The 16,624-nt window shown below is 33.0% G+C and carries 9 protein-coding genes; all 9 read left to right on the forward strand.

All coding sequences use genetic code 11. The features are described from left to right. Positions 1-215 precede the first annotated feature (215 nt). Positions 216-1,571: a TolC family protein gene (locus tag AWE51_RS24890; protein ID WP_066319828.1), complete on the forward strand. Its 1,356-nt coding sequence runs from the start codon at positions 216-218 to the stop codon at positions 1,569-1,571. A 1-nt stretch (position 1,572) separates the two neighbouring features. Further along, positions 1,573-2,823 (forward strand): efflux RND transporter periplasmic adaptor subunit, encoded by a 1,251-nt coding sequence (locus AWE51_RS24895; RefSeq protein ID WP_066319831.1) that lies wholly within the window; start codon positions 1,573-1,575, stop codon positions 2,821-2,823. A gap of 31 nt (positions 2,824-2,854) precedes the next feature. Beyond that, positions 2,855-3,550, forward strand: a complete 696-nt coding sequence (locus tag AWE51_RS24900) for an ABC transporter ATP-binding protein (RefSeq protein WP_066319834.1) — start codon at positions 2,855-2,857, stop codon at positions 3,548-3,550. Between the two features lie 32 nt (positions 3,551-3,582). After that, entirely contained in the window at positions 3,583-4,338 is a 756-nt protein-coding gene (locus AWE51_RS24905; protein WP_066319836.1) for a head GIN domain-containing protein, read from the forward strand. 43 nt (positions 4,339-4,381) lie between these two features. Then, positions 4,382-6,811 carry an ABC transporter permease gene (locus AWE51_RS24910; protein ID WP_066319846.1) on the forward strand — a complete coding sequence of 810 codons (2,430 nt, stop codon included), beginning with the start codon at positions 4,382-4,384 and terminating at the stop codon, positions 6,809-6,811. A gap of 69 nt (positions 6,812-6,880) precedes the next feature. Continuing rightward, complete coding sequence (locus tag AWE51_RS24915; protein WP_066319848.1) at positions 6,881-9,262, forward strand: ABC transporter permease; 2,382 nt, start codon at positions 6,881-6,883, stop codon at positions 9,260-9,262. Between the two features lie 59 nt (positions 9,263-9,321). Next, positions 9,322-11,724, forward strand: coding sequence for an ABC transporter permease (locus AWE51_RS24920; RefSeq protein ID WP_066319850.1), 2,403 nt, complete (start codon positions 9,322-9,324; stop codon positions 11,722-11,724). 65 nt (positions 11,725-11,789) lie between these two features. Beyond that, the gene (locus AWE51_RS24925) at positions 11,790-14,150 is read left to right on the forward strand and encodes an ABC transporter permease (RefSeq protein ID WP_066319852.1); all 2,361 of its coding nucleotides are present in this window, start codon (positions 11,790-11,792) and stop codon (positions 14,148-14,150) included. 24 nt (positions 14,151-14,174) lie between these two features. Beyond that, on the forward strand, positions 14,175-16,607 hold the full coding sequence (locus AWE51_RS24930; RefSeq protein ID WP_066319854.1) for an ABC transporter permease: 2,433 nt from the start codon (positions 14,175-14,177) through the stop codon (positions 16,605-16,607). The last annotated feature ends 17 nt before the right edge of the window (positions 16,608-16,624 follow it).

Below are 16,624 nucleotides of genomic sequence, written 5' to 3' on the forward strand. Positions count from 1 at the left end.
TACGGTTTCAATTAATACATTAAAACTACAAATCTTAATGCATACACCAATACAAGTGTAAAATAATTAGACACTATTTGTATAAATATTTTACATTCGTCTAATCCATAATTTTGAATTTTAATCATAAAAACTTGTTAATCAGATAGTTAATTTTATGGCACGAGATTAGACTATGGTTTGGTATCTAAAAAGTATTTTAAGTATTGAAACTAATGAATAATAAAAACCAAATAGTATTTTTTCTCTTGATCTTCGTGGTTCATACGATGTGCTCACAGAAATCATGGTCACTAGATGAATGTGTGACATATGCTGTAAGTCATAATTTACAACTTAAAGATTTTAAATATAATCAAGATTCAAATAAAGAGACATATAAACAATCTATAAGAAGTCTATTACCTAATATAAGTGCATCATCAAATTATATTAAAAACTTTGGTAGATCAGCTAACCCAAATACAAACATTTTCGAGAACACAGAATTTGTTTCAAATAATTACAATTTAAATGCAGAATTAGAATTGTTTAGAGGTTTTCAAAAAGTAAATACTATTAAAGCCACTAAATTTTTATATAAAGCGGCAAATGAAGAAAGGCTACAACAAGAATATTTATTAGCTTTTAGAGTAATGTCTGCATTTTATGATATTCAATTTATGCAAGGACTGCTAGACATCTCTCGAGAACAAGTGCAGGTTTCACAAAACAACCATAATTTGGTTAAGAGACAAGTAGAATTGGGGCAAAAAGCAAAAGCCGACTTGTACGAAGCAGAATCAGCATTATTGGCGGATCAATTATTAGTAACTCAAAATGAAAATAATATAATTGCAGCAAAACTTACTTTGATTCAAGAAATGAACTTAGAAGATGCTACAACGATAACGATTAAATCAACTCCCGTAGCAATTGATCAGAATGAAGTTCTCGTAGATAAGAATAAAGATTCTATTTTTAATACGGCAAAAGATTTTGTACCTATTATTAAGGCTCGAGAGCTTAGAACAAAGGCAGCTAAGAAACAGTTGTCTGCCGCTAGAGGAAACTTATACCCGTCATTATCATTATTTGCAGGTTACGGTTCAAGATATGTAGATAATGGTTTAGATGACGCAGGAGAAGTTATTCCTTTTAATACACAAATAAAGGACAACGCAGCACAATTTGTAGGTGTTTCTATAAACATACCAATTAGTAATGCATGGTCTAATCGTTCAAGAGTTAAACAACAAAAAGTAGCATTAATGCGAGCAGAAAATAATTATGACATTCAAAAACAAGAATTGTATCAATTAATTCAGCAATTAGTGCAAGAAGGAAATGCATTATCAAGAGAATATAAGCAAAGCGAACAAAGAAAGGATGCTCAAGTATTAACTTTTGAAATTGCACAAAAACGATATGAAAAAGGATTAATAAGCGCCATAGAATTAAACCAATCAAAAAACTTACTAGCTAATTCACAAAACGAAAATTTACAGGTACAACTTCGATTAAAAGTAAATGAAAGCACACTAGACTTTTACAAAGGATTACCCGTATTTAATATAAACAGAGCACAATAAAATGGATATAAAAATTGAAAAGAAAAAAGGACTAAGACCTAAACACTACGGATATATTGTTATAGGTGTGATACTGTTCTTTGTAGGGTGGAAAATGGTTTTCGGAAACTCGGCAGCCACCTTTAGAACAGAAAAGGAAAAACTATCGATAGCCAATGTTTCCTTCGGAAAGTTTGATGATTATATCACCATTAATGGCGCTGTAGCACCTATAAGCACTATATATATGGATGCCTATGAAGGTGGACGAGTAACAGAAAAGCTTATCGAAGAAGGAGCGATGGTTAAAAAAGGAGATATCATCCTGACTTTAGAAAACAGAGGTCTTTATGAGCAGATATTGGCAAGTGAAAATAACCTTGCATTAAAACAAAATGATCTGCGATCTACAAAACTTACTTTTGATTCTAGACAAGTAGAAGGTCGAAAAGATTTGGTTAACTCTAAATATGAATTACAAAAACTAAAAAGAAATTACGAGCAAAGTAAAGCATTGTATGAAGATGAGTTAATCTCAAAAGAAGAATACCTAACTGCCAAAGAAAATTTTGAACTTTCGCAAAAACAATTTGATATTATCAAAGTGCAAACCGATCAAGATAACGTATTACGCAGCACTTCTTTAAATGAACTGGATGCGGATCTGGCAAGAATGAAAAAGACATTATCGATGGTATATGAACGTATAGATCATTTAAATGTTAGAGCTCCTGCAGATGGTCAATTAGGATTTTTAGATGCAGAAATAGGGCAAAGTATAGCACAAGGCCAACGTATAGGTCAAGTAAATGTATTAACGGATTATAAAATTGAAGCTACTATTGATGAGCATTATATTGATAGAGTGAAAAGAGATTTAACAGCAATACTTGAACGTAATGGCAAAGAATATCAACTACGTTTACGCAAGGTATACCCCGAAGTAAGAAATGGAAAATTTAAAGTTGATTTAGTCTTCGTAGATCAAAAACCAGAAACGATACGATCAGGACAAAGCTATAACATTAAGCTACAATTAGGAGCATCTAATGATGCTATGCTACTACCAAGAGGAAGCTTTTTTCAAAGTACAGGAGGGCAGTGGATTTTTGTAGTAGATGCCTCTGGAGAAGTAGCCTGGAAAAGACCCATAAGAATTGGTAAGCAGAACTCTAGATATTATGAAGTACTAGAAGGTTTAGAAGCGGGAGAAAAAGTAATTACTTCAAATTATGATAGTTTCGGAGATGCCGAAAAAATAATATTAAAATAAGCAATACACTAAAAAATAAAACAATCAAAAAATGATACAGATAGAAAACTTAAAAAAGAGTTTTAGAACCGAAGAGGTTGAAACCTTGGCCTTAAATAGTGTAAATCTGAAAGTAGAAGAAGGAGAGTTCGTTGCCATTATGGGACCGTCTGGTTGTGGGAAATCTACGTTGTTAAACATTATTGGAATGTTGGATAATCCAAATGAAGGCAGTTATCACTTTAATGGTCATGAAGTAGGAGGATTAAAAGAAAATCAACGTACCAAAATTAGAAAAGGAAACCTAGGGTTCGTTTTCCAAAGCTTTAACCTGATCGATGAACTTACAGTTTTTGAAAATGTAGAATTACCGCTTATTTACTTAAATATGAAAAAAAGTGAGCGAGAACAAAAAGTAAGACAAGTATTAGAACGTATGAAAATTGCACATAGAGAAAAACATTTTCCTCAGCAATTATCAGGAGGACAACAACAACGTGTAGCAATAGCAAGAGCAGTTGTTACTAATGCAAAATTAATATTGGCAGATGAACCAACAGGAAACCTAGATTCTAAAAATGGTATTGAGGTTATGAATTTGCTAACAGAACTTAATCAAGAAGGAACAACCATAGTAATGGTTACCCACTCAGACAGAGACTCACATTATGCACATAGAGTGATAAATCTGTTTGATGGTCAAATCGTAACAGAAAGTCAAAACAAACCTTTCGGGGTTAACGCATAAATCTCATTCATTAACATCAAAAAAATAAACTCATGATAAAGTATATAGCACATTTAATACTCGCAATTTCAATGTTTTTAATGCACATCATAGGTTATGGGCAAACAAAAACTGTACAGGTAAACCATTTTGATAGTGCAATAATAAGCCCACACATTCAAGTAACATTTAAAAAAGGAGATGCAGAACGCGTAATTATTGAAAGTTCAAAAGTTTCTCAAGAAAAAATCAATATCGAAAATGAAGGTAAAACACTTAGAATTTATCTTGATGGAGCAAAAATGGTCACTAAGAATGTAAAAACAAAGAGAGACGAGTGGAACAATCGCAAAAAACCACTTTATAAAGATACGCAAGTGGTAGCAACAGTAATCTACAAAGAGCTTAAAGATCTATCGATTCGTGGAGAAGAGATTATAAAGTGTGAAAGTTTAATAGAGCAAGATGGTTTTAGATTAAAAGCATACGGAGAATCTAAAATTACTATGAACGCACTTAAAGTTAACAATCTAAATGTTACTATGTATGGCGAAAGTTATTTAGAACTTAAAGAAGGTACTGTAAATAATCAAAAATATACAGTATATGGCGAAGGCAAAATAAATACACTAGGTATCGCTAATGAAAACACAAAAATAACAGCTTATGGAGAAGGTAATTTTAGGGTAAATGTTTCAGACCACTTAAAAGTGACTGCATTTGGAGAAGCAACAGTAGCTTATAATGGAAACCCATCTATAAACAAAGGAATAGTAATAGGAAGAGCCGTCATTCAAAAAATGAACTAAGTATTCATTAATCAAATCAATTCATCATCAAAAAACGACAGTTATGTTTAAGAATTATATCAAAATAGCCTGGAGAAGTCTTCTGAAAAATAAACTTCAGACCACCATAAATTTATTAGGACTTACAGTAGGAACTATATGTTGCTTAAGCATAATTGTCTTTGTATTAGCACAGTTGGGTTATGATACTCATCATGAAAATACAGAATCGTTGTATCGCATACGCACAGTAATTACAGGAAATGGTAATGGTGGTGCAGATTTTAATTCGGCAACAAGCTCTCCACCTATTGCTTTTGCCATGAAGGAAGATTTTCCAGAAGTAGTAGAAGCCTGTAGAATTGTTTACTTTGGAGAAGGTAATGATGCACTTATCAAAGTTCAAAATAGCAACAATAGTTATTATGAATCAAGAGGGTATCTTGCCGATTCTACTTTTTTCAAACTATTTAACTATTCATTTGTAGAAGGACGACCATCGGGAGCCTTAACGCAACCAAATACAATAGTACTATCATCAACACTAAAAGAAAAATTATTTGGAAACCAAAATTCAGAAAACCAAACACTTGTGTTAGGAAGTGGAGAAAATGAAATAAAGGTAATAGTAACGGGTGTTTTTGACGATAGCACTAAAAAATCTCACCTTAATCCAAATTATATTTTAAGTATGAATTCTCCTGGATTGGGAGAGTTTGTAAGAAATGAACAGAATTTTGCTACTCAAAACTTTGTACATAGCTATGTAAAGTTACTTCCAGGTTCTGAGCAAAAACAGTTAGAGCGTAAATTGCCTAATTTTATACAAACTCGTGGTGGTCAAAATCTAGCAGATGTTGGATTTGATAAATCTTTGTTTCTGCAAAAAGTAAAAGATATTCATTTGTATTCTAAAGGAATATCTAATCAAATTGATAAAGTTTCTAATATTCAGTATTTATATTTATTGTTGATCTTAGCCTTGTTTATTCAATTAGTTGCCTGTGTAAATTTCATCAATCTTAGTACAGCAAGAGCTAATAAACGAGCTAAAGAGATAGGAATTAGAAAAGCAGTAGGAGCTAATAAAGGATCTTTAGTTCGTCAATTTTTAGGAGAATCTGTTTTACTTTCGTTTTTGGCATTACTTATTAGTATTCCTTTAACGGCGGTAGTATTACCCTTTGTAAATATATTGACTAAAGGAAATATAGAATATACTGCTTTGTTCCAAATTGAGGCTTTATTACCATTAGTAGTTTTAAGTATTGTTAGCGGTTTATTTGCAGGTGCATATCCAGCACTGGTTTTGTCATCGATAAAACCGATTAAAGTACTAAAAGGAACCATTAATGTATCATCAGGAAATGGAAATTTCCGTAAGGCATTGGTCGTTTTCCAATTTATAGTTTCTATCACCCTAATTATTGCAGTAATAGTAGTGAATAAGCAAGTAAAATATTCACAAAATTTGGATATGGGATTTGATAAAGAAAATCTCATAGCAATCCGATTAGGTACCGATGAAACCGTGAGCAGATTTAGTGCATTACGATCACAGATATTAAATGTTTCGGGGGTATTAGATGCAGCAGGAAGTAATCATTACCCATCAGAATTTATTATGGGAGATTTGGGACTTCATCTTCCAGGAGGTAATCCAGCAAACCAAACCTTGGTAAAATACAATGGCGTTAGCGATAATTATTTTAAAACAGTAGGAACTTCATTTCTTGCAGGTAGAGATTTAAGAGCAAATGATAGTACCCAAATTGTAGTTAATAAAGCAACTATAGATGCATTTAATATTGATTTAGAAAATGCCTTAGCTTCTAAACTTATTCAAACGTATGAGGGTCGGGTTAGTGAGTACGAGATTGTAGGTGTGGTGGATAATTATCATTTCTCATCGCTAAAAGAATCTATAGCTCCAATTATGCTTTTTAATGAAAATGCTCCTGGATGGGTAATCGTTAAAACAGAAACTAAAGATTATAAAACACTATTAGCTAATCTAGAACAAAGTTGGGAATCTACTAATCCAAATACACCGTTTGTGTTTCACTTTATTGATAGTGAAGTTGAAAAGTTATTTGCAGAAGAAAAACGATTAGGTCAAATATCAATTGTATTCACATGTTTGGCAATTTTAATTAGTTGTCTAGGACTTTTTGGACTTATTTCATTCATGGCAGAGCAGAAAAAGAAAGAAATTGGGATCCGCAAAGTATTGGGTGCAAGTGTAGGAAATGTGGTTAATATGCTTACAAAGGATTTTGTGAAATTGGTCGCAATTGCCCTACTTATTGCTGCACCACTTGCTTATTATTATTTAGAAAATTGGTTAGAAGGTTTTGCTTACCGCATTTCGATTGATTGGTGGCTTTTCATACTTGCCGGGGGAATCACAATGGTGATAACTGTATTAACTGTATCGATACAGGCATTTAAAGCAGCTACAGCTAATCCTACCAAAAGTTTAAGAACAGAATAAGTACCTGACAGACCTCGAAGATTTTAAAAACCTTCGAGGTCTTAATCAAATTATAAAATAACAATTATCATGTTTAAGAATTATATCAAAATAGCATTAAGAAACCTTTGGAGAAGACGTGGCTTTTCTCTGATTAATATAAGTGGATTAGCAATTGGCCTTACCGCTGGGTTTCTAATTTTATTATATGTTAATTTTGAATTAAGTTATGATCGTTTTCATACAAAGTCAGACAATATCTATCGAGTTGTAGCAGATTTAAAAACACCCTCGGATCATTTACAATTATCACAACCAGCTTGGGCAGTAGCACCACATTTAGAAGAACAATTCTCCGAAATAGAATCTGCTGTTCGAATTCTAAATATGAATATGTTGGTTCGGAATGATGAAATCAAGTTCAAAGAATCTAATGCTATCGCAGCAGATCCAGCATTTTTTGAAGTGTTTGATTTTAAATTATTACAAGGAGACCTTAACACAGTTATTAAAGAGCCTTATAGTATTGTTTTATCTAAAACAACTGCTCACAAATATTTTGGTGACGAAAATCCAATAGGGCAGTCATTAAAAATTACCGAAGACGGATATATCACAAAAATCACTGGCGTGATGGAGGATATTCCTGAAAATTCACATATCCGCGCAGATATGGTACTATCCTTAACTACATTCACAGAAGATCTGGATAAGGAACTAAACACAGCTTGGGGTAATTATGATCCCGCAGCATACATTTTGGTGAATTCAAACGTCAAAAAAGAGCAGTTAGAACCAAAGTTTGAAGATTTTTTAGAGAGAAATTGTGGAGAAGAAATGAGAGAATTTCAAATGTTTGCTACGCTTTTTTTGGAACCTTTCGAAGATGTCTATTTACATTCAACGCGTGGGGGAAAAGGTGATGGAAACATTAATAATATTTACATTTTCTCTATTGTAGCACTTTTTATTCTTTTGATTGCTAGTATCAACTTTATCAATTTAACCACAGCACGTTCTGTAGAAAGAGCAAAAGAAGTTGGGGTTCGTAAAGTAATCGGTGCAGAAAAAGGACAACTAGCATTGCAATTTGTAGGAGAATCCATTATTATAAGTATTATTGCGTTTATAATTAGTATTGTTTTATCCGTAGTATTTCTTCCTTTATTTAATGCCGCTGCTGGTAAGATAATAAGCTCGGGTGTTTTTTCAAGCGGTATTAATATATTAATACTTTTTTCAATTTCTTTGAGTATTGGAATCCTTGCAGGGTTGTACCCAGCATTTGTATTATCTTCTTTCAGACCAGTAAGTGTTCTTAAAGGAAATTTCTCTACAGGAACCCAAGGTACAATCTTAAGAAAAGGATTGGTGACTACACAATTTACAATATCCATTGCATTAATTATCGGAACCATAATTATTTACAATCAAACCAATTTTATGCGTAATCAAGAATTGGGATTTAGTAAAGAACAATTGTTAATTTTAGAAACAAACGCTTCTCCTAAACAATTGGCATTTCAAAATGCTATTGAAAAATTACCTGGTGTAAAATCTACAAGTCTTGGTTCTAGTGTACCTGGAGGAGGAAATTCTAATGCGTATTCAGAAATTGAAAATAAAGCGGGAGAACTTCAAGCAGCCAATCTTGCGCTCTATTTTGTGGATTATGATTATATCTCTCAATTTGAATTAGAACTTGCTGCAGGACGAGGTTTCTCAAAAGAATTTGCCACCGATTCAACAGAAGCAATGGTAATTAATGAAGAAACAGCAAAAATAATGGGGTACAGTAACCCCGAAGAAGCAATTGGAGCCAAATTCAAACAATGGGGAAGAGAAGGACAAGTTATAGGAGTAATAAAGGATTTTCACTTTAGATCTTTACAACAAAATATCAGTCCGATGACCATGAGAATAGAATCGGATAGAAATGATCTTATAGCGGTTAAAATTGCTGGGCAAAATATAAAACAAACAATTGCCTCTATTGAGAGTCAATGGAGCTCTATATTACCTACAGAGCCATTTGATTATTATTTTTTAGATGAATTTTTTGATGAACAATACCGTACCGAAGAACGATTTGGAGACTTGTTTTTAAATTTTGCAATATTAGCAATTCTTATTTCCTGTCTAGGTTTATTGGGACTTGCCGCGTACAGTACACTTCAAAGAAAAAGAGAAATAGGCGTTAGAAAAGTATTAGGAGCTTCAGTTACCGAAGTAGTACGATTACTATCTAAAGATTTTCTAAAACTGGTAGTGATCGCTTTTTTAATAGCATCACCGATCGCATGGTTTATCATGGATTATTGGTTAAGCGATTTTGCATATCGAATAACCATACAATGGTGGATGTTTGGATTAGCAGGGGTTTTAGCAATTGTTATAGCATTATTAACAGTGAGTTTTCATGCCATAAAAGCATCAGTAGTTAATCCTGTAAAAAGTTTAAGAACAGAATAAAATCAAACAGAACCCCTAAGGTTTTTAAAACCTTAGGGGTTTAGCAAAGAAATAAAATCATGTTTAAGAATTATATCAAAATAGCTTGGAGAAATCTTTTAAAAAACAAAGGATATTCTGCTATAAATATTGGAGGTCTGGCTATAGGCATGACTTGTTTTTTATTGATAACGTTGTTTGTGAGGAATGAACTTTCTTATGATAGTTATCATGAAAATGGTGATAATATATATAGAGTTGTTCACCATAGTAGCAAAGATAATTTAGATGATAGATGGATATGGGGTAATGCGCCAGTTGGAAAAGCTTTAAAAAGTGATTTTTCTGAAGTTATTGAAACAGTTCAATTTTCAGGAAGATCTGATGTGCTGTTAGATTATAATGAACGTTCTTTCCAAGAAGCCAATTGTTTTTATGTAGACCCAACGGTATTCGATGTATTTAGTTGGCCTTTAATTTCAGGAAACCCAGAGACCGCTTTAAAAGCTCCATATTCTATAGTGTTAACCGAGAGCATAGCAAAAAAGTATTTTGGTAATGAGGATCCAATGGGAAAAAGTATTGATGGGGTTGGTGGTAGAGCCAATGATGGCGTATACACGGTTACAGGTGTAATGAAAGATGTACCATCTAATTCACATTTTTCTTTTGATATCCTTATGTCTATGAGCTCCTTTTACCAAACTAGACCAGGTATTTTTGATGCTTGGGGATATGTTGATTTTTATACCTATTTTTTGGTAAACGATAATTTTGATCAAACGGCATTTCAAGATAAGATGCCAGATTTTCTGAAAAAAAACAGACCCGCTGGAGATGCTCAATACTATTATGATCTTTCATTTGAGCCACTAAAAGATATGTATTTAAATTCTAAAGCTGCTCGACAACCAGGAATTACAGGTAACTTATCTAACATTTACATTTTTATTATTATTGGCTTTTTTATACTCGTAATTGCTTCTATTAATTTTATGAATCTTGCTACTGCCCGTTCGTTAGACAGAGCAAAAGAAGTTGGAGTACGCAAAGTAATTGGAGCAGATAAAAAAGGATTGATTTATCAGTTTTTAGGAGAGTCATTACTTATGGGTATGTTATCCGCAGTACTAGGTTTGGTATTGGTGATGATATGTCTTCCTTGGATGAATACAATAACAGGAAAGCAATTTCTAATCAGAGAAATTTTTAATGGTTTTACGCTGTCATTATATTTTGCAACAGCATTTATTACAGGAATATTAGCGGGGAGTTATCCTGCTTTTATATTATCTAACTTTAAACCATCAAGTGTACTTAAAGGAACTTTTAGCACTTCAAAAAAAGGAGTTAATCTTAGAAAGGGGCTTGTTATATTTCAATTTAGTCTTTCGATCGCTTTAATTGCAAGTACTGTAATAGTATATTCTCAGTTAGACTATATGCTAAATAAGAACTTAGGTTTTGATAGAGAACAACAGTTAGTTATAGATTTCAACTGGGATGGTCAAGTACGTGATAATATAGAAACCATTAAAAGAGAGTTTTTAAATCATCCAGATATTAGTTCAGTTTCAGCCTCACGAACTGTTCCAGGAGGTCATTTTCCCGCGGCAGGAACTAATATAGAGACAAAAGAAGGGCCGATGAAAAATTTTGATCCTTTCTTATACGAAATAGATGTTGATTTTATACCTCATTATAATATTGAAATAGTCGCAGGTAGAGCTTATTCTAGAAATTTTGCAACAGATACCATTTCTTCGATGATAATTAATGAAGCTGCTGTAAAAAGTTTTGGATATACAGATCCATCTGAAATTATAGGAAAACAATTTGAGCAATGGGGTAAAGAAGGTACAATTATTGGGGTAGTTAAAGATTTTAATTATTTATCCTTACACCAAAAAGTAGCTCCCTTAACACTACGATTAGAACCTAGCAGTAGTAGATACTTTTCATTACAAATAAAATCCCAAAACCTTCAGAAAACTATTAAGGATATAAAAGATAAATGGGCTGCTTTGGCTCCACATCGTCCATTTTTATATAGCTTTTTGGATGATTCTTTTAATACACAATATGAAGCTGATTTTAAGTTTAAAAAGTTATTTACCATCTTTTCATTTCTAGCCATTTTAATTGCTTGTTTAGGTTTATTAGGCTTAGCAATTTATAGTGCCATGCAAAGAACCAAAGAAATTGGTATACGTAAAGTATTGGGTGCAGAAGCTTCGAGTATTGTAAAATTATTGTCAAAAGACTTTATCAAATTGGTACTTATCGCGGTCGTTATAGCGACACCTTTTTCTTGGTACGCTATGCATAAGTGGTTAGGAGGGTATGCATATCGGGTAGACGTAAATTGGTGGGTATTTGGTATGGCAGGTATGATAGCACTTGCAATAGCAATTTTAACGATAAGCTTTCATGCAATAAAAGCATCAATGGCAAATCCCGTAAAAAGTTTAAGAACAGAATAGCGTAATAGACCACAAAGGTTTTTAAAACCTTTGTGGTCTGAACCATATTATCAAATCACAATATCATGTTTAAAAACTATCTAAAAATCGCTTGGCGAAATTTACTCAGAAACAAGAGTTTCTCTGTATTAAATATTGTTGGACTTTCTATTGGTCTTGCGGTAACGACACTCATAGTGATTTGGGTGAATTTTGAAATCGGGATGGACCAATTTCATGAAAATAAAAATAGAATTTATCAAGTGTATAATCAACATCCGGTAAATGGAGAGATATGGACATGGAATTCTACTCCTAAAATCATGGGACCCATCATCCAAGAGGATTATCCAGAAGTTGAAAGTGCAGTAAGATTACAAGAAGATTCTGAGTTTTTATTTGCACAAGGTGATGTACGAATAAACGGTAACGGAATTATAACAGACCCAGATTTTCTGAAAATGTTTAGTTTCCCTTTGTTAGAAGGAAGCATAGAAACTGTTCTAGAGGATGTTAATTCGGTTGTTATTACAGAATCTTTTGCAAAAAAAATGTTTGGTAACGTACCCGCAGTAGGTAAAATAGTAAAAGTAGATAACACCGATAGTTTTACGATTAGTGGAGTTTTAAAAGATTTACCATCAAGTACAGCTTTTGAATTTGATTTTTTGATGCCTTGGGCATTTTTAAAACAACGTGGATGGGATGATAAAAATTGGAGCAATAATTCTATTGCCACTTTTGTAATGCTTAAAAAAGAAGCCGATCATGCTGCGTTCATAAAACGAATAGAAGGCTTAAGAAAAGTGTATGACAAAGACTCTCCAGAAATGGTAACGTACTTGTACCCATTTACACGTTCCTGGTTGTATTCGAACTTTGAAAATGGTAAGGAAATAGGAGGTAGAATAGATGTGATTAGAATGTTTGGTATCATAGCAAGCATAATTTTGATAATTGCCTGTATAAATTTTATGAACTTGAGTACAGCTCGAAGTGAGAAAAGAGCAAAAGAAGTAGGCGTACGAAAAGTTGTAGGAGCAAGAAGATTGGCACTTGTAAGTCAGTTTTTAGGAGAATCAATATTCATATCATTCATTGCAGCGGTATTTGCCCTTATATTCGTTATAATTGGATTACCTCATTTTGGTGCATTAGTAGAAAAACCATTATCATTAGATTTGACTAATGTTGGATTTTGGATATCGGCTTTTGGGGTAATATGTTTTACTGGTCTTTTGGCGGGTAGCTATCCTGCGTTGTTTCTTTCAGGGTTTAAACCTTCTTCTGTATTAAAAGGAACATTTATTAAGTCAAATGCTGCGGTTACACCAAGAAAAGTTTTGGTGGTTCTTCAATTTTCTGCTGCGATTATATTGATTACTTCTAGTATGATTGTAGCACAACAGTTAAAAAAAGTACAAGACAGACAAACGGGTTATTCTAAAAGCAATTTAGTTTATACGTCAATAGAAGGTGATGTAGAAAAAAATTATGCCCTCATTAAAGAAGAATTATTGGCTTCTGGAGCTGCCACTTCAATAACGAGAACTAGTTCTCCAATTACTGAGGGTTGGAGCAATACTTGGGGGTTTGAATGGCAAGGAAAAAACGAAGAAAATAAGATCATAATCCAAAGGTTCGTAGCCGATGAAGATGTGTCAGAAACTTTAGGTGTAGAAATTGTTGAAGGTCGTGATCTGGATTTAGATATGTATCCAACAGATTCTACGGCAGTACTTATTAATGAGTCTGCCGCGGCACTAATGAATTTTGATGAGCCTATTGGTCAGATTGTAAAAGATAACGGTATAGACTGGCATATTGTAGGAGTTGCAAAAGATTTTGTGTTAGAATCTCCGTTTCAAAAGATAGACCCAATGGTGATAGAAGGTGCCAAAGCTTGGTTTAATATAATCCATATAAAACTCAATACAGCAAATAGCACTTCAGAAAGTCTTGCCAAAGTAGAAAGTGTATTTCGAAAATACAACCCCGAATATCCATTTGAATACGAATTTGTAGATCAGGAATATGCTCAAAAATTTAACGATGAAAAAAGAACAGGTCAGCTCGTAAGCTTATTTACATTGCTTACCATTTTTATTTCCTGTCTAGGTTTATTTGGTCTTGCTAGTTACATGGCAGAAAATAGAATCAAAGAAATTGGAATTCGTAAAGTTTTAGGAGCATCTGTAACTAGTATTACAACATTACTTTCTAAGGATTTCCTAAAGCTGGTTTTAATTGCTATCGTTTTAGCAGTGCCAATTTCCTGGTACTTTATGAATAATTGGTTAGAGGATTTTGCCTACAGAATAAAGATCTCATGGTGGATTTTTGTTTTAGCAGGAGTTGTTGCACTTGCTATTGCTCTAATAACAGTAAGTTATCAATCAATAAAAGCAGCGATAGTAAACCCTATAAAAAGTTTACGTACTGAGTAATATCATCATCAAAAAAGAATAATTATGTTTAAAAATCATCTTAAAATTGCCTGGCGAAGTCTTAAAAAACAACCCTTTTTTACTTTTCTGAACACTTTTGGATTAGCTATCGGAATGGCAGGAGGCTTACTTATTTCATTATATATCTATGATGAACTAAGTTATGACACAATGTTTGCTGATTCTGATCAAATCTATAGAGTAAATGCTGATATTAAATTTGGTGGTGACGCGCACGAATCGGCAGAAGTATCTGCGCCAATGGCAGCAGCAATGAAAAATGATTTTTCTCAAGTAAAAGTCACCACAAGATTTAGAAATATAGGGAGTGTATTGATCAAAAAAAGCAATGCTGAGTTAAATGCAAAAGAATTACAAGGCACCTATGCAGATGCTACTTTTTTTGAAATGTTTGGTATTGAATTATTGTATGGAGATGTCAAAACAGCTTTAACTAAACCAAATACTTTGGTGTTAACAAAAAGTGCCGCAGAAAAGCATTTCAAATTAGATGAAGCATTAGGACAGCTGGTTGTACTAGAAAATTCTGAAACATATACCATAACGGGTATTATGGATGATCTTCCACAAAATTCTTTTCTAAAAGATCGCAGTGTTTTTATGGCTATGTCGGGATATGAAGATGCACAAGCGATGGAATGGACTAGCCATAATTATTTCACTTTTGTTAAACTTATTAAAGACACGAATATTGATGATTTTAATTTTTTATTAGAGTCAATGATAGATAAATATATTATTCCTTATGCTCAAGCTTTTTATCCTGGAATAACCAAAGAACAATTTATCGCTTCTGGCAACTATATTAATTATAGTATAATGCCATTGACAGATATCCATTTACATTCCAACAGAATTACAGAATTGAGTCCAAATAGTAGTATGCAAAATGTATATATTCTTTCTTTTATTGGTGTTTTCTTAATTCTTTTAGCCAGTGTAAACTTTATGAATTTATCTACGGCACATTCTCTTAAAAGAGCAAAAGAGGTTGGTGTTCGTAAAACCTTGGGTTCTAGCAGATTTGGTTTAATAAAGCAATTTTTAACAGAATCAGCGATTATTTCTTTTATCTCACTAGTCTTATCAATACTCTTGGCTGTAATAGCACTCCCTTTTTTTAATACACTATCAGGAAAAACAATTGCAATACCTTTTACAAACCCTATATTTTGGTTTATAGTATTTTTAGCTACAGCTGTACTCGGTATTTTTTCTGGAAGCTATCCGGCGTTCTTTATGTCTAAATTTATACCTGTAAAAGTATTAAAAGGATCTGCAGGAGTCAGTAATGGCGGAGGTCGGATAAGAAATTCATTAGTAATTTTTCAGTTTGCAATATCGGTTTTTCTGATTGTAAGCACCTTAGTTGTGTTTCAACAATTAGAATTTATTCAAAATAAGGATATTGGTTATACCAAAGATCAAGTTTTAATTGTTAATGATGCATATGCAGCAGGAAATCAAGTTACTTCTTTTAAAGAAGAGGTTCAGAAGCTTGGACAAGTAGAAAGTGTATCTCTAAGTGGTTACTTACCCACACCTTCTTATAGGAATAATTCTTCATTCTTCAAAGATGGATCTACAGAACAAGAAAATGCAATAAACATGCAGACGTGGGATGTAGATCATGATTATTTAAATACACTTAAGATAGAAATTATTGCAGGACGAGATTTTAATAAGGCGTTTAGCGCTGACTCTTCGGCAATTATTTTAAATGAATCTGCAGTTGCAATTATGGGCTTACAGCCCGAAGAGGCATTAGGAATTAGGTTGTCTCGAGAATTAGGATCAGAAAACCCTGAATTTTCTAAGGTTATTGGTGTAGTTAAGAATTTTCACTTTGAATCATTACGAGAAGATATAGGCGCATTAAGTCTTAATTTAAGCAGCTCTTCGGGATCAATGTCTGTTAAATTAGCGCCAGGTAATTTTTCAAATACAATTGCAAATATCGAGAATATATGGAATCGAGTAGCTCCAGGTCAACCCTTTAGTTATCGATTTTTAGAAGATTCTTTTAATGATACTTATCAAGCGGAAAAACGGTTAGGACGTGTTTTTATAACATTTACGATACTCTCTATTTTAATTGCATGTTTAGGATTATTTGGATTAGCCGCCTTTAATGCAGAAAAACGGACCAAAGAAATAGGAGTGAGAAAGGTATTGGGAGCAAGTGTTAGTCAAATCTCATATAGACTAACTATAGATTTTCTGAAACTAGTAGGAATCGCTATTCTGGTTTCATTACCGCTTGGTTGGTATGCTATGAATAAATGGTTAGAAGACTTTTCGTACCGAATAGAAATTGGATGGGGAGTATTTGCTACTGCTGCTTTTTTGGCCATAATCATTTCTATACTTACTGTAAGTTATCAAAGTATTAAAGCTGCTATTGTAAACCCTATAAAGAGTTTAAGAACAGAATAAAGTCATGATAACCCCGA

The organism is Aquimarina aggregata (assembly GCF_001632745.1).
Taxonomy (GTDB): Bacteria; Bacteroidota; Bacteroidia; order Flavobacteriales; family Flavobacteriaceae; genus Aquimarina; species Aquimarina aggregata.

What these genes read in the sequence shown, in the direction of transcription:
- AWE51_RS24890 (WP_066319828.1), top strand. Translation starts at nt 216, where the DNA reads ATGAATAATAAAAACCAAATAGTATTTTTTCTCTTGATCTTCGTGGTT.
- AWE51_RS24895 (WP_066319831.1), top strand. Translation starts at nt 1,573, where the DNA reads ATGGATATAAAAATTGAAAAGAAAAAAGGACTAAGACCTAAACACTAC.
- AWE51_RS24900 (WP_066319834.1), top strand. Translation starts at nt 2,855, where the DNA reads ATGATACAGATAGAAAACTTAAAAAAGAGTTTTAGAACCGAAGAGGTT.
- AWE51_RS24905 (WP_066319836.1), top strand. Translation starts at nt 3,583, where the DNA reads ATGATAAAGTATATAGCACATTTAATACTCGCAATTTCAATGTTTTTA.
- AWE51_RS24910 (WP_066319846.1), top strand. Translation starts at nt 4,382, where the DNA reads ATGTTTAAGAATTATATCAAAATAGCCTGGAGAAGTCTTCTGAAAAAT.
- AWE51_RS24915 (WP_066319848.1), top strand. Translation starts at nt 6,881, where the DNA reads ATGTTTAAGAATTATATCAAAATAGCATTAAGAAACCTTTGGAGAAGA.
- AWE51_RS24920 (WP_066319850.1), top strand. Translation starts at nt 9,322, where the DNA reads ATGTTTAAGAATTATATCAAAATAGCTTGGAGAAATCTTTTAAAAAAC.
- AWE51_RS24925 (WP_066319852.1), top strand. Translation starts at nt 11,790, where the DNA reads ATGTTTAAAAACTATCTAAAAATCGCTTGGCGAAATTTACTCAGAAAC.
- AWE51_RS24930 (WP_066319854.1), top strand. Translation starts at nt 14,175, where the DNA reads ATGTTTAAAAATCATCTTAAAATTGCCTGGCGAAGTCTTAAAAAACAA.